The 20,066-nt window shown below is 64.5% G+C and carries 17 protein-coding genes; all 17 read left to right on the top strand.

Annotated elements, in window-relative coordinates; genetic code table 11:
• Positions 1 to 31: 31 nt before the first annotated feature.
• Positions 32 to 2,971: a cobaltochelatase subunit CobN gene (locus CH74_RS02610; RefSeq protein WP_253272916.1), complete on the top strand. Its 2,940-nt coding sequence runs from the start codon at positions 32 to 34 to the stop codon at positions 2,969 to 2,971.
• Entirely contained in the window at positions 2,968 to 3,420 is a 453-nt protein-coding gene (locus tag CH74_RS02605; protein WP_048305921.1) for a MotA/TolQ/ExbB proton channel family protein, read from the top strand. The genes CH74_RS02610 and CH74_RS02605 overlap by 4 nt, the downstream gene beginning before the upstream one ends.
• Positions 3,417 to 3,713 carry a hypothetical protein gene (locus CH74_RS02600; protein ID WP_048305920.1) on the top strand — a complete coding sequence of 99 codons (297 nt, stop codon included), beginning with the start codon at positions 3,417 to 3,419 and terminating at the stop codon, positions 3,711 to 3,713. Before CH74_RS02605 ends, CH74_RS02600 begins: the two co-directional genes overlap by 4 nt.
• 13 nt (positions 3,714 to 3,726) lie before the next feature.
• Positions 3,727 to 4,626 (top strand): cobalamin-binding protein, encoded by a 900-nt coding sequence (locus CH74_RS02595; RefSeq protein ID WP_048305919.1) that lies wholly within the window; start codon positions 3,727 to 3,729, stop codon positions 4,624 to 4,626.
• Positions 4,627 to 4,669: 43 nt separating this feature from the next.
• Positions 4,670 to 5,617, top strand: a complete 948-nt coding sequence (locus CH74_RS02590; protein ID WP_216594697.1) for an iron ABC transporter permease — start codon at positions 4,670 to 4,672, stop codon at positions 5,615 to 5,617.
• Positions 5,617 to 6,384, top strand: coding sequence for an ABC transporter ATP-binding protein (locus tag CH74_RS02585; protein ID WP_048305916.1), 768 nt, complete (start codon positions 5,617 to 5,619; stop codon positions 6,382 to 6,384). The genes CH74_RS02590 and CH74_RS02585 overlap by 1 nt, the downstream gene beginning before the upstream one ends.
• Position 6,385: 1 nt before the next feature.
• Positions 6,386 to 6,601: a hypothetical protein gene (locus CH74_RS19925; RefSeq protein WP_367379079.1), complete on the top strand. Its 216-nt coding sequence runs from the start codon at positions 6,386 to 6,388 to the stop codon at positions 6,599 to 6,601.
• A complete protein-coding gene (locus CH74_RS02580) occupies positions 6,598 to 7,701 on the top strand; it encodes a cobyrinate a,c-diamide synthase (RefSeq protein WP_367379078.1) in 1,104 nt (367 codons plus the stop codon). Before CH74_RS19925 ends, CH74_RS02580 begins: the two co-directional genes overlap by 4 nt.
• A 21-nt stretch (positions 7,702 to 7,722) precedes the next feature.
• A complete protein-coding gene (cobO, locus tag CH74_RS02575) occupies positions 7,723 to 8,334 on the top strand; it encodes a cob(I)yrinic acid a,c-diamide adenosyltransferase (protein WP_048305915.1) in 612 nt (203 codons plus the stop codon).
• Positions 8,335 to 8,336: 2 nt separating this feature from the next.
• The gene (locus CH74_RS02570; protein WP_048305914.1) at positions 8,337 to 9,800 is read left to right on the top strand and encodes a cobyric acid synthase; all 1,464 of its coding nucleotides are present in this window, start codon (positions 8,337 to 8,339) and stop codon (positions 9,798 to 9,800) included.
• A gap of 106 nt (positions 9,801 to 9,906) precedes the next feature.
• A complete protein-coding gene (gene bluB, locus CH74_RS02565; RefSeq protein ID WP_253272915.1) occupies positions 9,907 to 10,626 on the top strand; it encodes a 5,6-dimethylbenzimidazole synthase in 720 nt (239 codons plus the stop codon).
• 124 nt (positions 10,627 to 10,750) lie between these two features.
• A complete protein-coding gene (locus tag CH74_RS02560) occupies positions 10,751 to 12,481 on the top strand; it encodes an NADH-ubiquinone oxidoreductase-F iron-sulfur binding region domain-containing protein (RefSeq protein WP_048306004.1) in 1,731 nt (576 codons plus the stop codon).
• 12 nt (positions 12,482 to 12,493) lie between these two features.
• Positions 12,494 to 15,346: a formate dehydrogenase subunit alpha gene (gene fdhF / locus CH74_RS02555; RefSeq protein ID WP_048305912.1), complete on the top strand. Its 2,853-nt coding sequence runs from the start codon at positions 12,494 to 12,496 to the stop codon at positions 15,344 to 15,346.
• 138 nt (positions 15,347 to 15,484) lie between these two features.
• Entirely contained in the window at positions 15,485 to 15,808 is a 324-nt protein-coding gene (locus CH74_RS02550) for a hypothetical protein (protein WP_048305910.1), read from the top strand.
• Between the two features lie 382 nt (positions 15,809 to 16,190).
• On the top strand, positions 16,191 to 17,168 hold the full coding sequence (locus CH74_RS02545; protein WP_048305909.1) for a dipeptidase: 978 nt from the start codon (positions 16,191 to 16,193) through the stop codon (positions 17,166 to 17,168).
• Positions 17,169 to 17,407: 239 nt separating this feature from the next.
• Positions 17,408 to 17,956: a DUF5943 domain-containing protein gene (locus tag CH74_RS02540; RefSeq protein WP_048305908.1), complete on the top strand. Its 549-nt coding sequence runs from the start codon at positions 17,408 to 17,410 to the stop codon at positions 17,954 to 17,956.
• A gap of 12 nt (positions 17,957 to 17,968) precedes the next feature.
• Entirely contained in the window at positions 17,969 to 20,056 is a 2,088-nt protein-coding gene (gene dgcA / locus CH74_RS02535; protein WP_048305907.1) for a dimethylglycine demethylation protein DgcA, read from the top strand.
• Positions 20,057 to 20,066: the final 10 nt, after the last annotated feature.

Genomic DNA, 20,066 nt, shown 5'->3' with positions numbered 1-20,066 from the left:
CCTGCCCGAGGATCGCGGCGCCTTGGAGGCGATGGCCGGGCAGGTGGCGTCGCTCACCGGCCAGGAGTACCGCCGCTACTTCGCGACGCTGCCGTCGACTATCCGCGGCGAGCTCGTGCAGGGGCCGCTGGGCTATCTGCACGCGCGCCTCGCCCAGGCCGATGCTCAGGGGGAGCCGGGGCTGGTGCGCGAGGTGCTGGCGCGGGTGGCCAAGGATCTGCGCCATCTGCTCGAACAGCACGATCACCCGGCCCGGGAGCGGGCGCTGGACCTGCTGGATCAGTACGTGCAAGGCTGGCAGGCGCGGCTCGACCATGAGCAGGCGGTCGAGAGCGAGACGCTCGAATCGCTGCGTGACGCCCTGGTGGCGACGGGTATTCCCGGTCTGACCGGCTGGGGCGAGCCGCCGGGGCGTTCCATGATTGTCGACGACAGGATGCTTTTTCCCGGGCTGCGCTTTGGTAACATCTTCATCGGCCCCCAGCCGCCACGAGGCTGGGAGGTGGACGAGGAACTGCTGCACGCCAACACCACCTTTCCGCCTACCCACCAGTACCTGGGGTTCTATCATTGGCTGCGCACCCGCTTCGCGGCCGATGCCCTGGTCTACGTAGGGCGTCACTCCACTCGCGAATTCCTGCCGCGGCGCCGGGCGGGGCTCGCCGAGGACGATTACCCGGAGCTTTTGGGCGGCAACCTGCCGCTGATTTACCCCTATATCGTCGATGGCGTGGGTGAGGGCATCCAGGCCAAACGGCGCGCCCTGGGGGTGATGATCGGCCATTTGACCCCGCCACTGGCCGCCACCGAACTCTACGATGATCTGCTCGAGTTGCGCCAGCTGGTCGAGACCTTCGAGGTGGCGACCGATCCGGATAGCCCTACGCGGCATCGGGCGGTGACGATGCTGCGCGAGCGCATCGAGGGCCTCGAGTTGACCGAGGCCTTCGAGCGCGAGATCGCCAGTGACCTGGGCCTGACCGCCGAGGAGGTGAACCTGGACGAGGTCGCCGCCGAGCTGCTGGTGCACGAAGCCGGGCACTACGTCACCGACATGCAGGAGCGCTTCATGCCCCTGGGGCTGCACGTCTTCGGCCGCGACTGGGACGAGGAGGCCGTGGCGACGATGCTCGCCTCCATGGCCGGCGATACCGAGCCCGGTGCCGAGGAGCAGGCAGGCCGGAAGGCGCGTCTTGAGGCCTCGCCGCGCCACGAGCGCGAAAATTTCCTGGGCGCCCTCGCGGGGCGCTTCGTGCCACCGGGACCGGGCAACGACCCGCTGCGCACGCCGGAGGTGCTGCCCACCGGGCGCAACTTCCATGCCCTGTCAAGCGATCTGGTGCCGACTCAGGTAGCCTGGTCGCTGGGCAGCGAGATGGCGGCTACCGCCCGCTCCCGGGACGCCGAGACGGCCAAGGGCAGCGAGGCGTTGGTGCTATGGGCTTCGGACACGGTGCGCGACGAGGGGGTGATGATTGCCTTCGGCTTCGACATGCTAGGCGTCAAGCCGCGTTGGAATTCGCGTGGCATCGTCCAGGGGCTCGAACGCCTGCCCTTGAACGCAGACTTGAATGAAGATGCCGCAGAGCAGGGGCGCGAGCGCCGCGACGTGCTCTTCACCACCTCGGGTCTGTTCCGCGATCTCTATGAGGACCAGCTGGTGTGGCTCGATCTTGCCGTGCGCCTGGCGCTCGACGCAGCGAGCGAGACCATCCGCGCCGAACATCCACAGCTTGCCGGGGCGCTGGCGGCGGCGCTTGACCCGCTGCCCGAAGAGATGCGCGATCCGGGCCGCGAGGCGCTTGCCGACAACCGCGTCGCGGCGCGCTGGGTGGCCGACACTCGTGAACTGATGGCCCGGGGCGAGCCGGCCACTGCGGCGGGCGATCAGGCGGCCTGGCGGGTCTTCGGCACCGCGCCGGGGGCCTACGGCGCCGGCGTCAACCGTCTGGCCTCGCGCTCCAGTGCCTGGGAAGAGCGCGACGAGCTGGGCAGCGCCTACCGACGGCGCATGGGGCACGTCTACGGCCAAGAGCAGGGCGGTGAGTCGGCCCACGCCGCCTTCGACGCCAATCTCGCCCGGGTGGGGCGCACCTACCTGGGGCGTGCCAGCCATCTCTACGGACTGCTCGACAACGACGACGGCTTCGACTTTCAGGGCGGGCTCTCCAATGCCGTGGAGCAGCTTGCCGGCACACCGCCGGACAACCGCGTGCTGCAGCACGCCGATCCCGACAACCCAAAGGTCGAGAGCCTGGAACGAGCGCTGCTCGGAGAGCTGCGCTCGCGTAATCTCAACCCTCAATGGCTGCGCCCGCTGATGGAGCACGGCTACGCCGGCGCCCGCACCATGGGCAGCGACTTTCTCGACAACCTCTGGGGCTGGCAGGTGACGAGCCCGCAGGTGGTGCGCTCCTGGGTGTGGGATGAGGTCGACGCCGTCTACTTTCAGGATCGTCATGACCTGGGGCTGGACGACTTCCTGGCGGAAGGGCACAACGTCCACGTCAAGACACATATGCAGGCCACGGCCCTGCTTGCCGCCAAGCGCGGCTACTGGGACGCCGACGAGGCGACCCTCGAGCGACTCAGCGGCGAGTTTGCCGAAGCGGTGATCGAACACGGCCTGCCGGGCAGCGGTCATGCCCACCCGGATCACCCGCTGCTGCCGTGGATCGCCGCGCGCCTTGACGACGAGCGGCGCGAAGCCTTCAACGCGGTGATCGAGGCGGCACGGCTTGAGTTTCGCAAGCCCGAGTCGGCGCCAACCACCATTCGCGAAGTCGAGCCCAGCCCCGCTGAGGCCACGCCACCGAACGAGGCCCCGACGGCGCCTTCCGGGGCCGAAGCGCAGGAAAACGAAACTTCGGCCATCGCCGAGGGGGGCGTCGCCATGCTGCCTTGGCTGCTTGGCCTTGCCGCCCTGGTGCTGTTGCTTGGGGGCATGCTTTACGGGAGACGTGCGAGATGAAATGGGATCTGACACAGGCCACACTGGAGATCATGGATACCCTGGTGGGCTGGCTGCTGACGCCGGTCATCCTGGCACTGCTCGTTCTGGTGGCGCTGTCGCTATGGGAGACGGGGCTTGCCATCGGCGAGCGCAGTGGCGGCATTCGCCGGCTGGTCGCGGCGCGGCGCATCGACCGTCTGACGACACGGGCGCGCCGCGCCATCGACCGGGCCGACCTGCTGGCGCGTATCGGTCCCATGCTGGGACTGATGGGCACTCTGATCCCGCTGGGGCCGGGCCTGGCCGCCCTGAGCAGTGGTCAGCTCGATGTGCTGGCCCAGGCCGTCACCGTGGCCTTCAATACGACGGTCATGGGCCTGCTCATCGGCATCCTTGGCTTCCTGCTGGGGCGCCTGCGGCGGCGCTGGTATGACGCCGCCATGGCCACCCTGGAGGCATCCGCATGAGTATTCCCAACTACCGGCGCAGTCGTTTCGACAGTGTGGACGAAGAGCCCTTGGGGCCGCTCGCCAATCTTGCCGATATCATGCTGGTGTTCGCCGTGGGGCTGATGGTGGCGCTGGCTGCCTCACGTGACACCGGGTCGAGCGGCGGCGTTGAACTCGAGGCCGGGCGCGAGATGCCGGAACTGCCGGCAGGGATGGAGGCAGCCGGTAGTGGTTACGAAAGCGTCGGGCGCGTCTACCGCGATCCGCAGAGCGGCAAGCTGATCCTGATCGACGAATCGGGTCGCAACTAAAAGGAAGAAGGGCATGAGCGTTTGTCGGAGGAAAAGCGCGCTTGGGCTATGGGCTGGACTACTGCTGCTTGCCCTGGGACTGCCCGCCCGGGCCGAGGTGTGCGCCACCGACGATGCGGACCGCCAGGTGTGCCTGCCGACGCCGGCCGCGCGTATCGCCGCGCTTTCCCCGGGGGCGACCGAGCTCGTCTATGCCGCCGGGGCCGGTAACAAGGTGGTGGCCGTAGTCGACTACAGCAACTACCCGCCGGCGGCCCAGGACGTTCCTTCGCTTGGCAGTCATACGCGCATCGACGTAGAGCGCCTCGTTGCCCTGCACCCGACGCTGGTGATTGGATGGGTGACCGGCAACCCCCCGGAGCAGCTTGAGACCATCGAGGCACTCGGGATACCGGTGTTCTACGTCGAGCCGCGCAGCTTCGAAGGTGTTGCCAGCGCCATCGAGCGGCTGGGCACGCTTGCCGGCACCGCCGATGAGGCGAACCGTGAGGCCAGGCGCTTTCGCGAGGGCATGGCCGAGATTCGTAAGCGCTATGCCCACAGGGCGCCGGTGCGGGTCTTCTATCAGGTGTGGGACAAACCGCTGATGACCATCAACGACACCCATCTGATCGGCAAGGTGCTGACCGTTTGCGGCGGGGTCAACGTCTTTGGCGATCTCGAACGCCTGGTGCCGCGTATCGGCGACGCCTCGGTGCTGGCCGCGGACCCGGAGGCGATATTGGCGGGCGGCATGGGTGAGGAGAATCGCGACTGGCTCACCCACTGGGCGCAGTATCCCGACCTGACGGCGGTGACCCGAGACAATCTCTTCTTCGTGCCACCGTCGCTGATCCAGCGCCCCACGCCGCGTCTGCTCGAGGGCAGCCGGCTGTTCTGCGAGAAGCTGGAGGACGCCCGTGCACGTCGCTAGGTATCACGTGGCCGCCGTCGGGCGCCGCGGGCTGGCTTTCCCCTTGAGCGTGCTGGCGCTAGCGGCCCTGGCCGCCCTGGTGCTGTCGGTTGCGATCGGCAGCGTCACCGTCACCCCCGCCGAGCTGTGGCGGGTGGCGCTGGGCGGGGGCGATGCCCTGTCGCGCACTCTGGTGTTGGAGCTGCGCGTGCCGCGCTCGCTCTCGGCCTTCGCCACCGGCGGTCTGCTGGCGCTGGCCGGGGCGCTGATGCAGGTCCTGTTGCGCAATCCTCTCGCGGACCCTTACGTGCTGGGGCTCTCCGGCGGCGCTGCGGTGGGGGCGCTGGCGGCCATGCTGGCCGGGCTGGGCGGCCTGGTGATCTCCGGCTCGGCGTTTGTCGGGGCGCTCGCTTCGACGCTGCTGGTGTTCGGGCTGGCCCAGGGCACCGGCAGCTGGACGCCGGCTCGTCTGCTGCTCACCGGCGTGGTGGTGGCGTCCGGCTGGGGTGCGGTGGTCACCCTGATGCTGGCGGTGAGCCCCGCCGAGCGGCTGCCCGGCATGCTGTATTGGTTAATGGGCGATCTCTCCTACGCCCGCACCCCCGGCTTGCCCCTCGCCTTGCTGCTGGGGGTGTGCCTGCTCGCCTTCCCTTTGGGGCGCAGCCTCAATGTGTTGGCCCGGGGCGCGCTACAGGCAGTGGCTCTGGGAGTGGCGGTGCGCCCGCTGGAGTGGATGATCTACATCACGGCGAGCCTGCTTACCGCCGCGGCGGTGACCACTGCCGGCAGCATCGGCTTCGTCGGTCTGGTGGTGCCGCACATGCTGCGCCTGGTGCTGGGCAACGACCAACGCCTGATCCTGCCCGCCTGCGCCCTGGCCGGCGGCATCCTGCTGATGCTCGCCGATACCTTGGCACGCACCCTCATCGCCCCAGAGCAGCTGCCGGTGGGGGTGATCACCGCGCTGCTCGGCGTACCCACCTTCCTCTACCTGCTCTACCGGAGCCGCTGATGAGCCGACTCGAGGCGCGAGAGCTTATCATCGACGTGCCGGGTCGTCGTGACGGTCGGGCGCTGGATCTGACGCTGGAGCCGGGGCAGGTATGGGGCGTGCTGGGTCCCAACGGTGTCGGCAAGACCACTTTGTTGCATACCCTGGCGGGGCTGCGTGCGCCGCGTCGTGGCATGGTATGCCTCGACGGGGAATCGCTGACCCTGCTGCCGCGCCGCCGGATCGCCCGCGCCCTGGGCCTGATCTTCCAGGAGCGCCAGGACGGCTTTCCCGCCACGGTGCGCGAGACGGCGTTGATCGGCCGCCACCCCTGGCTTTCGCCCTGGCAGATGGAGGGCGGCGAGGATCTGCGGCTGGCGGAGGCAGCACTTGAGCGTCTGGACATCGCCCATCTCGCCGAGCGGCTGGTGAGCACGCTTTCCGGCGGCGAGCGCCAGCGCCTGGCCATCGCCACGGTGCTCACCCAGGCGCCGGCCATCTGGCTTGCCGACGAGCCCACCAATCACCTCGATCTGCATCATCAGACCGCAACCATGTCCCTGCTCGCTGATGAAGCCCGGGCCGGCAGGGCCGTCATGCTGTGCCTGCACGATCTCAATCTGGCCGCACGCTGGTGCGATCAGGTGCTGCTGCTCTATCCCGACGGCGACATGTGCTGGGGCCCGCGCGACGCCATGCTAGTGCCGAGCGTTCTGGAACGCCTCTACGGTCAGCGCCTGGCTACCGCCGAGGTCGACGGCGCCCCTGTTTTCGTCCCTGTGAGGTGACATGAACGCTACTCTAATGCGCGGCGAGACCCACGCCGCTTTGATCACCGCCCCCGGTTCCGGCCAGGGCAAGTCCCTGGTGACGGCCGCGCTGGCGCGCCTGCATCGCAACGCCGGGCGCCAGGTGCGCGTTTTCAAGCACGGCCCCGACTACCTGGACCCCATGGTGCTGGAGGTCGCTTCCGGCGCGCGGTCTATCAGCTACACACCTGGATGACCGGCGAGGCCGAGTGCCGCTGGCGCCTTGCCCAGGCTGCCCGGGAGGCGGATGTGGTATTGGTGGAGGGTTCCATGGGACTGTTCGACGGTGAGCCGTCGAGCGCCGATCTGGCGATTCTCGTCGGCCTGCCGGCGCTGCCGATCATCGACGCCGCAGGCATGGCCCAGACCTTCGGCGCCGTGGCTCAGGGGCTGGCGAACTACCATCCCGGGCTTGCGATCCATGAGGTGATCGCCAATCGCGTCGGCAGTCCCGGTCACGGTCGGTTGCTCGCCGACAGCATGCCGGAAGGGCTGTCGCTGTTGGGGGCCATCCCGCGCAGTGACGCCCTGCGGATTCCCGATCGTCATCTGGGACTGGTGCAGGCCGGCGAACTCCAGGGGCTGGACCAGCAGCTGGACGCCGCCGCGGAGGTGCTCAAGGAGGCCGGCCTGGATCGTCTGCCGGCGCCGGTTACGCTGGAAGCCGAGCTGCCTGCCTCGCCGCCGCGGCTGCTGGAAGGGCGGCGCATTGGCGTGGCGCGTGATGCTGCCTTCGCCTTTCTCTATCCTGCCAACCTCGACCTGCTCACAGCCATGGGCGCGGAGCTTGCCTTCTTTTCGCCGCTGGCGGATGTCGAACTGCCGGCCTGCGATGCCCTGTGGCTGCCCGGCGGCTACCCGGAGCTGCATGCCGCCAGGCTTTCCGCCAATGCGTCGATGCGTGCGGCGATCCGCGCCCACCACGCCGCCGGCAAGCCGATACTGGCCGAGTGCGGTGGGCTGATGGCCTGCATGGAGTGGCTCAACGACCCCGATGGGCAAGCACACGCCATGCTTGGCCTGCTACCCGGAACCGTTCGGATGACCGGCAGGCTCGCTGCTTTAGGCTTGCAGAGCCTGGTCACGCCGCTTGGCGAGCTGCGCGGCCACACCTATCACCACTCGCGCCTGGAGACTGACCGCGAGCCGGTGGCGCGGGCGCATCGCCTGGCGGGCAGCCCGGCCGAGCCGGTCTATCGCGACGGCTCCCTCATCGCCAGCTACCTTCATGGCTACTTTCCCTCGGCCCCGGAACTGGTGGCCGCACTCTTCCACGGTCAGTCGCCGTGGCCCTGATGCCATCCCAGGAGAATCGACATGCGTGATAACGCTAAAGACCCGGAGCGCCATGCCCAGCGTATGGCCGCCAAGCAAAAGATCATGCAAGAGCGTATCGCCCGCGCCGACAAGGAACAGGGCGTACTGCTGGTGCTTACCGGCCCGGGCAAGGGTAAGAGCAGCTCCGGCTTCGGTATGCTCGCCCGCGCCCTCGGCCACGGCATGAAGGTGGGCGTGGTGCAGTTCATCAAGGGCGCCTTCGATACCGGCGAGAAGGCGTTTTTCCGCCAGCAACCGAACGTCGACTACCAGGTTATGGGCGAGGGCTACACCTGGGACACCCAGGATCGCGACAAAGACGTCGCCAGCGCTGAGGCCGCCTGGACCGAGGCCCAGCGCATGCTGGCCGACGAGAGTTACGATCTGGTGCTGCTCGATGAGCTCAACATTGCCCTGCGCCACGATTACCTGGATCTCGACCGGGTGCTTGACGATCTGCAGGCGCGGCCAGCGATGCAGCACGTGGTGGTGACCGGGCGCCACGCGCCGCGAGAGCTAATCGAGCTTGCTGATACCGTCACCGAGATGAAGGTGGTCAAGCACGCCTTCAAGGAGCAGGGTATCAAGGCGCAAAAAGGCATAGAGCTTTAACCATGGCCACCCTGATGGTGCAGGGCACCACCTCGGATGCGGGCAAGAGCACGCTGGTGGCGGCGCTGTGTCGGATGCTGGCCCGCCACGGCGTGGCGGTGGCGCCGTTCAAGCCCCAGAACATGGCGCTCAACAGCGCGGTGACGATGGATGGTGGCGAGATCGGTCGTTCCACGGCGCTGCAGGCACTGGCTTGTGGTATCCCAGCGCACAGCGACATGAACCCGGTGCTGCTCAAGCCCGAGAGCGACCGCGGCGCCCAGGTGATTCTGCGCGGCCAGGTACTCGGCCACATGGATGCGCTCGACTATCACGCCTACAAGCGCGAGGCGCGCGACAGTGTGCTGGCCGCCTGGGAGGCCCTGTCGAGCCGCTTCGACGTGATCATTGCCGAAGGGGCGGGCAGCCCTGCGGAGATCAACCTGCGGGCCAACGATATTGCCAACATGGGCTTCGCCGAGATGGTCGATTGCCCGGTGCTGCTGGTGGGCGACATCGACCGGGGTGGGGTCTTTGCCCAGCTGGTGGGCACCCTGGCGCTGCTCAGCGAAAGTGAGCGGGAGCGCACCCGAGGCCTAGTGATCAACCGCTTTCGGGGCGATCCGGCACTGCTAGAGTCGGGGCTTGAGTGGCTCACCGCCCACACCGGCAAGCCGGTGCTCGGCACGCTGCCCTACCTGCAGGGTCTGCTGCTCGACGCCGAGGACAGCATTGGTCGTGAGGGGAGAGAGGAGGGCGAGCCGGGGCTGCGCGTCGTGGTCCCGGCGCTGCCGCGCATCAGCAATCACAATGACTTCGACCCGCTGCGTCTGCATCCCCGGGTACGACTCACCTTCGTCGGTCCCAATCAGCCCGCGCCGCCGGCGGACCTGATCATCTTGCCCGGCAGCAAGAGCACCCGAGACGACCTCGCCTGGCTGCGCGACCAGGGCTGGGAGGCCACCATATGGCGTCACCTGCGCTATGGCGGGCGGGTGCTGGGTATCTGCGGCGGCTTCCAGATGCTGGGGCGCGCCGTCCACGATCCCGACGGTCTGGAGGGGGCGGAGGGCTCCACGCCGGGACTAGGCTTGCTGGATTTCGAGACCCGCATGGTCGCCGGCAAGCAGTTGAGAAACGTGGCGGGCAGGCTGCTGCCGGAGGCGGTGCCCATCAACGGCTACGAGATCCACAATGGCGTGAGCGAAGGAGCGGCGCTGGCGCGTCCGCTGATCGCCCTCGAAGACGGCAAGCAAGCGCGCATGGATGGAGCAATCAGCGATGATGGTCAAATCATGGGCACCTACCTGCACGGTCTATTCGAGCGTCCCGAGGCCTGTGCGGCACTGCTGGCGCGCTGCGGTCTGACCGATAAAAGCGCAGCAGTGGACCATGCGGCGCATCGTCAGCGTGAGCTCGACCGGCTGGCGGACACCGTCGAGGCGCATCTGGACATCGACCAACTGTGGGCGCTGATCCGCCGCTGAGCCAAGCTGCTCCTGGTTGCCCCCCGGTCTCCAGCGATTAATCGCCTGGCGCACTGATACCTGACACCAACGAGGCATGGTCATGAACGACGACACCCGGTCAGAAATGCAACACGCCCCGGATTTCAGCATCGATGAGCGCGACGCCGTCTACCGGGCGATCTTCACCCGCCGCGACGTGCGCCGCGAATTCCTGCCGGACCCGGTGCCCGATGAGGTGCTGGCCCGGGTGCTGATGGCGGCCCACCATGCTCCCTCGGTGGGGTTCATGCAGCCCTGGGATTTTCTGGTCATCCGCTCGCCGGCGGTCAAGCGTCGCGTGCAGGCGCTCTACCGCCAGGCCAACGAGGAGGCGGCAAAGATGTTCGAAGGTGAGAGGCAGGCGGCCTACCGGCGTCTCAAGCTTGAGGGCATCGTCGAAGCGCCGGTCAATCTGTGTATCACCTGCGATCGGAAGCGTCACGGGCCGGTGGTGGTGGGCCGTACCCACATCAAGACGATGGACGTCTTCAGCGTCGTCTGCGCCGTGCAGAACCTGTGGCTTGCCGCCCGTGCCGAAGGGCTCGGCGTGGGCTGGGTCAGCATCTTTCATGAGTCGTCCCTACGTGAGGCGCTGGACATCCCCCACCACATCATGCCCATCGCCTATCTCTGCGTGGGCTATGTCAGTCACTTCCACGAGCGGCCCGAACTGGAGAAGGCCGGCTGGCTGTCGCGACTTCCCCTTGAGGAGCTGCTGCACTTCGATGGCTGGGAGGGGTGCCCGGACGAGGGCGGTGAAGCGTTGCGCAAGGCGGTGCGAGAGATGACCCAGGGGCGCGACTAGTGTGCCCATAGCGACATCGAAATGGCACTGATCGACATTGAGAGAAGAGGTCTCGGATCGTCATTGCCGATTGGGCGAGGCAGTGCGACCATGGGTCGATAGCGACAACAACGAGCGCCAGACCATGACCGTCAGTTCCGTAACGCCGCCGCGACGTGGCGCCCGAGGAAAACCTCGCGGTCGCAATCTTGATCCTGCCGCCCTGACCGAAATCGAAGCGCTATTGGGCGATTCCAAAGATCCTGCTCTAAAGCGCCGTGATCTTTTGATCGAACACCTGCACGTGATTCAGGACCGCCATGGTCATCTTTCATTGCGCCACCTGCGGGCGCTTTGTGCCTTCATGAACCTGCCCATGGCAGCGGTCTATGAAACCGCAACCTTCTACGCCCACTTTGATGTCGTCCATGACGATCAGGCGCCGCCACCGGCGACCACCATTCGCGTATGCGATTCACTGTCCTGCCAGCTGGCCGGGGCGGATGCCTTGCGCCAGGAACTCGAGGCCGGTGCCGACGCAAGCGCCGTGCGCGTCATCCGCGCGCCCTGCATGGGACGCTGCGCCGTCGCGCCGGTGGTGGAGCTTTCCTCCAAGGGCCATCATTGGCATATGGGCCATGCCACCCTTGCCCAAATAGGCGAGGTCTTGATAGCCGATGAACTGCCCGTCGAGACCCTGGATTGGCAGCGCCTCGACGCCTACCGCGATGAGGGTGGCTACGCGCTATTGAACGACTGCCGGGCTGACAAGTTAAGCGTCGAACAGCTGGTGCAAACGCTAGAGCAGGCAGGCCTTCGCGGCCTGGGCGGTGCGGGCTTTGCCACCTTCAAGAAGTGGGGCTTCGTGCGGGCCGAACCGGGTCCGCGCTATTGCGCCATCAACGCCGATGAGGGGGAGCCTGGCACCTTCAAGGATCGCTATTACCTGGAGCGCTCGCCGCATCGCTTCTTGGAAGGCGCGCTGATCAGCGCCTGGGCGGTGGAGGCCAAGGCGCTCTACATCTATCTACGAGATGAATACCCGGCGCTGCATCGGGTACTGAAAAATGCCATCGGAGAGCTGGAAATCGCCGGGATCGTCGAGTCGGATTACATCATTTTGCGTCGCGGTGCCGGAGCCTACATCTGCGGCGAAGAGTCCGCGATGATCGAATCCCTGGAAGGCAAACCCGGCAAGCCCCGTCATCGCCCACCCTTCGTTGCCCAGAAAGGGCTGTTCGATCGACCAACCCTGGTCAATAACGTCGAGACCGTCTATTGGATTCCCATCATCTGGGAGCGTGGCGCCGAGTGGTTTGCACGCCAGGGCCGCAACGGGCGCCAGGGATTGCGCAGCTTCTCGGTGTCCGGGCGGGTCGCCAACCCCGGGGTGCATCTGGCCCCGGCGGGCATCACCTTGAACGAACTTGTCGAGGAATACGCCGGCGGCATGCAGGAGGGTCATGTGCTGTGTGCCTATCTGCCCGGGGGTGCGTCAGGTGGCATTCTGCCCGCCTCGAAAGCGGACATTCCGCTGGATTTCGACACCCTGCAGGTGCACGACAGCTTCATCGGTTCTGCAGCGGTAATGGTGATTTCCGATCAGGACAATCTCAAGTTCGTTGCCACCAATCTGCTGGCCTTCTTCGCCGACGAATCCTGCGGCCAGTGCACGCCGTGTCGGGTGGGCACCGAGAAGATGCTGGCGCTGCTCGAGCGGGACGAATGGAACATGGCGGAACTCACCCGGCTCTCCCGAGTGATGATAGATGCCTCTATCTGTGGACTTGGCCAGGCCGCGCCCAATCCGGTGCTGGGCTTGCTGCGAGATTTTCGTGATGTGCTGGTCGCCCAGAACGTCATCGTCAAAGAGTGAGGAGAATCGATCATGAATACCCTTGTTTCTCCTGAATCCTCGGTAGAGACGTTTGAGCTGACCCTGGATGGCCAGAAAGTTACCGCCCTGCCCGGCGAGACCCTGTGGCAGGTAGCCAAACGGGTCGGCGATTTCATTCCCAATCTGTGCTTCAAGGACAGCCATAGCTACCGCGCCGATGGCAACTGCCGTGTGTGCATGGTGGAGATCGAGGGAGAGCGGGCTTTGGCCGCGAGCTGCATTCGTGAGGCCAGGCCCGGCATGGTAGTCAAGAGTGCTACCTCCGAGCGCTCCCGGGTGGCGCGGGAAGGGGTGATGGAGCTTTTGATCGCGGACCAGCCGGCGCGGGAGGATAGCCCGGATCGCGCCAGCCACTTCTGGGCCATGGCGGATAAGCTCGACATTGACGCCACTGCGGTCAAGAGCTGGCTGCCGGCGCGCAATCCCGTGAAAGAATTCTTCATCGACGAAGCGATCGACAAGGAAGGCAGCAAGCCCCAGCGCTCGAATCACGATGCCTCTCATAGCGCGATGAACGTCAATCTCGATGCCTGCATCGAGTGCAATCTGTGTGTACGGGCCTGTCGCGAGGTGCAGGTCAACGACGTGATCGGCCTGGCTCATCGTGGGGCGTCGTCCAAGATCGTCTTCGATTTCGATGATCCCATGGGGGAGAGCACCTGCGTGGCCTGCGGCGAGTGCGTGCAGGCTTGCCCAACCGGGGCATTGATGCCGGCGACATTGATCGATGCACGCGGCCGGGGTGATTCGAAGATTGCCGACAGGACGGTAGATTCCGTGTGTCCTTATTGCGGCGTGGGCTGTCAGCTGACCTATCACCTCAAGGACGACGCCATCCTGCACGTTTCCGGCCGGGATGGTCCCTCGAATCACAATCGGCTGTGCGTGAAGGGGCGTTTTGGTTTCGATTATCCACGCCATCCTTCACGCTTGACCGTACCGCTGATTCGTCTTCCCGATGCGCCCAAGGGTCTCGATCCGGACTTCGACCCGGCCAACCCGACCACGCATTTTCGCGAGGCGAGCTGGGAAGAAGCGCTCGAACTGGCCGCCGGCGGGTTGGTAAATTTGAAAGATGCCTACGGTCCCGACGCCTTGGCGGGGTTCGGCAGCGCCAAGTGCTCGAATGAAGAGGCCTGGCTATTCCAGAAGCTAGTGCGCACCGGCTTCGGCTCCAACCATGTCGATCACTGCACACGGCTGTGTCACGCAAGCTCCGTGGCGGCGCTGATGGAATGCATCGGTTCCGGTGCGGTCACGGCGTCGTTCATGCAGGCAAGCCAAGCGGATGTGGTGATTCTCACCGGCTGCAACCCGACGGTGAACCACCCGGTGGCGGCGACCTTCTTCAAGCAGGCCGCCAAGGCCGGCACCAAGATCATCATCATCGACCCGCGGGGCCAGGCCATGAATGCCTATGCCCACAAGATCCTGCGCTTCACCCCGGGGTCGGACGTGGCGCTGTTCAACGCCATGCTCAACGTCATCGTCACGGAAGAGTTGTTTGATTCGCGCTATATCGCCGAGCATACCGAGGGCTTCGAGGCGCTCAAGACCCACGTCGTCGACATGACCCCGGAGGCGATGAGCGGGCTGTGCGGCATTTCTCCTGAAGAGATTCGCGACGTGGCGCGGCTTTACGCCAACGCCGAGCGGGCGATGATCTTCTGGGGCATGGGCATCTCCCAGCACACCCATGGCACGGACAACGCCCGCTGTCTGATCTCCTTGGCCCTTGCCTGCGGCCAGACGGGCCGCCCCGGTACCGGCCTGCATCCGCTGCGCGGCCAAAACAACGTCCAGGGCGCCTCGGATGCGGGAATGATCCCCATGGTATTGCCGGATTACCAGCCGGTGGGCGATGCCCAGGTGCGGGCCGCGTTTGAAGAGCTGTGGAACACGCCGCTGAACGATAAGCCTGGCCTCACCGTGGTGGAAATCATGGACGCCATCACTGCCGGTACCATCAAGGGCATGTACATTCTTGGGGAAAACCCGGCCATGTCCGACCCGGACCTGGATCACGCTCGGGCAGCGCTTTCCAAGCTCGAGCATCTGGTGGTGCAGGATCTGTTCGTCACCGAGACCGCCCAGTTCGCCGATGTCATCCTGCCGGCCTCCGCCTGGCCGGAGAAGGACGGCACCGTGACCAATACCAATCGTCAGGTGCAGATGGGCCGCAAGGCCATGCCGCTGCCCGGCGAGGCAAAGCCCGATTGGTGGATCATTCAGCAAATTGCGAAGCGCTTCGGACTGCCCTGGGACTACCAGCATCCGCAAGACGTCTTCGCCGAGATGACCCGGGGCATGCCGTCGCTGGATAACATCAGCTGGGAACGGGTGGAACAAGAAGAATCGGTAACCTATCCATGCCCCGCAGAAGACGCGCCCGGATTTGATGTGGTGTTTTCTGATGCGTTTCCCACCGACTCGGGTCGTGCCAGGTTCTCGCCGACCCGGCCGCTGCCGCCGGACGAGCCGCTGGATGAGGTCTACTCGACGGTGCTGACCACCGGGCGTCAGCTCGAGCACTGGCATACCGGCTCCATGACCCGACGTGCCTCGGTGCTCGATGCCCTGGAGCCGGAGGCAGTGGCAAGTCTCGCGCCTGGGGAGTTGTCGCGCCTTGGACTTTCGCCGGGGGAGCAGCTGGTCATCACCACCCGACGCGGACAGATCAGCCTGACCGCCCGGGTCGATCCATTGATGCCGGAAGGCATGGTGTTCGTGCCGTTCTGCTACGCTGAGGCGGCGGCGAATCTACTCACCAATCCGGCCCTTGACCCCTACGGCAAGATTCCCGAGTTCAAGTATGCGGCTTGTCGACTGTCCGCCGTGGAGTAGAGAAGCCAGCAGGCGAAACGATAAAGCGAAATGCACAACAAGTGTGCAAAAAGCGATGCTAAAACGCCGAGCAGTGAACCCGAGCAAAAAAGGGAGTGTCTACGCTCAAGTCAATCATCATGGAGGGGGCTTGTTACGATGGCAAAGATACTGCTCAAGGAACTGGGAATGCTGGGAATCGTACTTGGATTGACGATGGAAGCCCCGGCGTTCGCCGAAGATGAGCAAAGTGAGGCTGACAAGCCCACGCAACAGTCTACGACGGCGATGCAGGATAGCGGCCCCCAGGCATCAGCGAGACAAGGGGAAGGGGATATCCGCAAAAGGCAGGATAAACCCGAGGGCGATACCGAAGGTGGTATGGTCAAACAGGAGAAGGCCGGTTTTGGCTCCGGGGGTGAAGCCATGCCGGGTACGGATCTACCCGAGCCACCGGAACAAAGGAAAGGCAAGAAAGAATAGTCACTCTGCTCATGAAAAGAGCCCGCTACCGACAATGTTGGTAGCGGGCTCTTTTAGTTCCAGTGCTGTTTCAGTTCAGCGAAGATCCATCGTGAGCCGCAGGCCGTCGTAGACCTCCGCGTGCACATTGCGACTGGCTACCGCGTCACCGATGCGAACAGGAAACCGCCGACGGACGTACGCACCCTCTGTTTCATGGTGGAGCAGTCGCATAGAAAGCCTTTAGTCGCTGATAGACGATCGTGCATGTCAGCAGATGTCGCAAATTGGCCGGCATGACGTTTTTAGAATTTTCACTGTCGTTTCCAAGCGCCGGATGGCGGGTGGAAAGCGCTATTCTTGGCCGCAAGACGCCCTTTATCCACTAGCGCTGGAGCCGACCATGACCCCTGCCGACCTGCACAACGACGCGATCGTCATCGATGGCCTGATCATCGCCAAGTGGAGCCGCGAACTGCTCGAGGACATGCGCAAAGGCGGCCTGACCGCGGCCAACTGCACCGTTTCGGTATGGGAAGGTTTTCAGGCCACCGTCGACAATATCGTCAAGACCAACGCCTTGATGCGCGAATGCAGCGACCTGGTGCGCCCGGTACGTAGCACCACTGATATCACCCGAGCCAAGGAAGAAGGCAAGACCGGCATCATTTTTGGTTTTCAAAACGCCCATGCCTTCGAAGACCAGATCGGCTACGTCGAGATCTTCAAGCAGCTCGGCGTGGGTGTCGTGCAGCTGTGCTACAACACCCAGAATCTGGTGGGTACCGGCTGCTACGAGCGTGACGGCGGCCTGTCCGGCTTCGGTCGCGAAATCGTCGCCGAGATGAATCGCGTCGGTATCCTGTGCGATTTGTCCCACGTCGGTGCCAAGACTTCCGAGGAGGTCATTCTCGAATCGCAAAAGCCGGTGTGCTACTCCCACTGCCTGCCATCGGGGCTCAAGGAGCACCCGCGCAACAAGTCCGACGAAGAACTCAAGTTCATCGCCGACCACGGCGGCTTCGTCGGTGTGACCATGTTCACGCCCTTCTTGCGCGCCGGGGTCGACGCCACCATCGACGACTATGTCGAGGCCATCGAGTACGTGATGAACATCGTCGGCGAGGACGCCATCGGCATCGGCACGGATTTCACCCAGGGCCATGGGCCTGACTTCTTCGAATGGCTGACCCATGACAAGGGCTATGCCCGGCGCCTGACCCGCTTCGGCAAGATCATCAATCCCGAGGGGATTCGCACCATCGGCGAGTTCCCCAATCTGACCGAGGCGCTGTTGCGGCGTGGCCTAAGCGAGACCCAGGTGCGCAAGATCATGGGGGGAAACTGGATGCGTGTCTTGAAGGATGTCTGGGGTGCCTGATGGGCAAGCCGCCGTGGTGGGGTAGGCTCCCGTCCAAAGATGCGGCTTTACCGGCGATAGGTCTACGAGGGGGCGCTGTGAATCCCTCCCTGGACGCTACTTTTGCTATCTGACCGCCATGGATGGCGGAAATGCCGGAATTGCATGGAGCTTTTTCCGGCCATGGCAAAAGACCCCCTCTACGACCTATCCCCGGCGCCGCTCACCTGACAGAACAATTATTTCCGAGGAATACGACCGTGACCAAGATGGCCCCCGAACTGCCCATCGAGGTGGATGCCGAGACCGGCGTGTGGATCACCGATGCGCTGCCCATGCTCTATGTGCCGCGCCATTTCTTCATTAACAATCATCTCGCCGTGGAAGAGGCGCTAGGGGTGGAGAAATACGCCGAGATTCTCTATCACGCGGGTTATAAGAGCGCCTGGTACTGGTGCGAAAAGGAAGCCGAGCTGCACGGCTTGAGCGGTGTAGCGCTGTTTAAGCATTACATGACGCGTCTTTCTCAGCGCGGCTGGGGCAAGTTCATCACCCAGGACATCGATCTCGAGGCCGGTACTGCCCGAGTGCATCTCGAGCACAGCGCTTTCGTGTATCAAATGGGCAAGGCGGGCTACCGAGTCGAGTACATGTTCACCGGCTGGTTCGCCGGTGCCATGGACCAGATTCTCGCGGCGCGAGGAAGCCAACTGCGTACCCTGGCCGCGCAGACACAAAGCGCCGCCGAAGAAGGCTGCGATCACGGCCTCTTCATCGTCACACCGCTTGCTCAACATCCCCAGGGCTGAGGACCGTTTCCCATGGCATTCGACGCACTTCTAGAGCCGATTCAGATCGGCAAGCAGACCATTCGTAACCGCGTGGTCAGCACCGCCCACGCGGAAGTTCACGCCACGGATGGCGGCATGACCACGGCGCGCTACGTCAAGTATTACGAGGAAAAGGCCAAGGGCGGGTGCGGGTTGTCCATTTGCGGCGGGTCGTCGGTGGTCTCCCTCGACAGCCCTCAAGGCTGGTGGAGTTCGGTGAATCTCTCCACCGATCGCATCATCCCGCATTTTCAGAATCTGGCAGAGGCGGTGCACAAGCACGGCGGTAAGATCATGATTCAGATCACCCATATGGGCCGCCGCTCGCGCTGGGACGGCTACGACTGGTCGACGTTACTGTCTCCTTCGGGGATTCGCGAGCCGGTACATCGCTCGACCTGCAAGACCATTGAAGAGGAAGAGATCTGGCGCATCATCAAAAACTTCGCTCAGGCCGCCCGCCGGGCCAAGGAAGGCGGACTCGATGGTGTCGAATTGTCCGCCGTGCATCAGCACCTGATCGATCAGTTCTGGAGCCCGAGGGTCAACAAGCGCACCGATCAATGGGGGGGCAGCTTCGAAAATCGCATGCGTTTCGGCATGGAAGTGCTCAAGGCGGTGCGTGCCGAAGTGGGTAACGACTTCGTGGTGGGCATGCGCATCTGTGGCGACGAGTTTCACCCGGATGGTTTGACCCACGAGGACATGAAGCAGATCGCCGCCTACTTTGATGCCACCGGCCAGGTCGATTTCTTCGGTGTGATTGGCTCGGGCTGCGATACCCATAACAGTCTGGCCAACGTGATTCCCAATATGTCCTATCCGCCGGAACCTTTCCTGCATCTGGCGGCGGGGATCAAGGAGGTGGTCAGCGTACCGGTGATCCATGCCCAGAACATCAAGGACCCCAATCAGGCTGAGCGGATTCTCGAGGCCGGCTATGTCGACATGGTGGGCATGACCCGGGCGCAAATCGCCGACCCGCACCTGATCGCCAAGGTCAAGATGGGGCAGGTCGATCGGATCAAACAGTGCGTGGGCGCCAACTACTGCATTGATCGCCAGTATCAAGGCCTCGATGTGCTGTGCATCCAGAACGCCGCCACTTCGCGGGAGTACATGGGGCTGCCGCACATCATCGAGAAGTCCCAAGGCCCGAAGCGCAAGGTGGTGGTGGTCGGCGGCGGCCCCGGCGGCATGGAATCGGCCCGGGTGGCCGCGGAGCGTGGTCACGACGTCACCTTGTTCGAAGCCGAGGAGCAGTTGGGCGGCCAGATTACGATTGCGGCCAAGGCGCCGCAGCGTGATCAGATTGCCGGTATCACCCGCTGGTATCAGCTGGAGCTGACCCGGCTCGGGGTCGATCAGCGTCTGGGCACCCGCGCCGACGAGGCCACGCTCAAGGATCTGCGTCCAGACATCCTGGTGCTGGCCACCGGCGGCCATCCCTTCCTCGAGCAGCATCCGCAGTGGGGCTACTCGGAGCACCCGGAGCAGAGCCTGGTGGTCAGTAGTTGGGACATTCTCAGCGGCAAGGTCGCGCCGGGCAAGAACGTGCTGATCTATGACGCCATCTGTGAATTCTCTGGCGTCTCCGTGGCGGATTACCTGGCGGACAAGGGCGCCAAGGTCGAGATCGTCACCGATGACATCAAGCCCGGTGCCGCGGTGGGGGGCACCACCTTCCCGACCTACTACCGCAGCCTCTACGAGAAAGAGGTGATCATGAGCTCCGACCTGATGCTGCACAAAGTCTATCGTGAGGGCGGCTCCTTGGTGGCGGTACTCGAGAACGAGTACACCGGTGCCCAGGAAGAACGGGTGGTCGATCAGGTGGTGGTCGAGAACGGCGTGCGGCCCAATGAGACGCTTTACTACACCCTCAAGGAGCAATCCCGCAACAAGGGTCAGGTCGATATAGAAGCGCTCTACGCGATCCAGCCCCAGCCTTGTCTGGCGAGTCTGAATGAAGAGCAGGGCGGCGACGGCTTCCTGCTGTTCCGTTTGGGCGATTGTACAGCGCCGCGCAATACCCATGCGGCGATCTACGACGCCCTGCGGATATGCAAGGACTTCTAAGAGGACCACC

Origin of the sequence: Halomonas sp. PR-M31 (genome assembly GCF_001039575.1) — a bacterium.
Classification (GTDB): domain Bacteria; phylum Pseudomonadota; class Gammaproteobacteria; order Pseudomonadales; family Halomonadaceae; genus Modicisalibacter.
The sequence above is the reverse complement of the archived record's forward strand: the minus strand, read 5'-3'. Positions and strand labels throughout refer to the sequence as shown.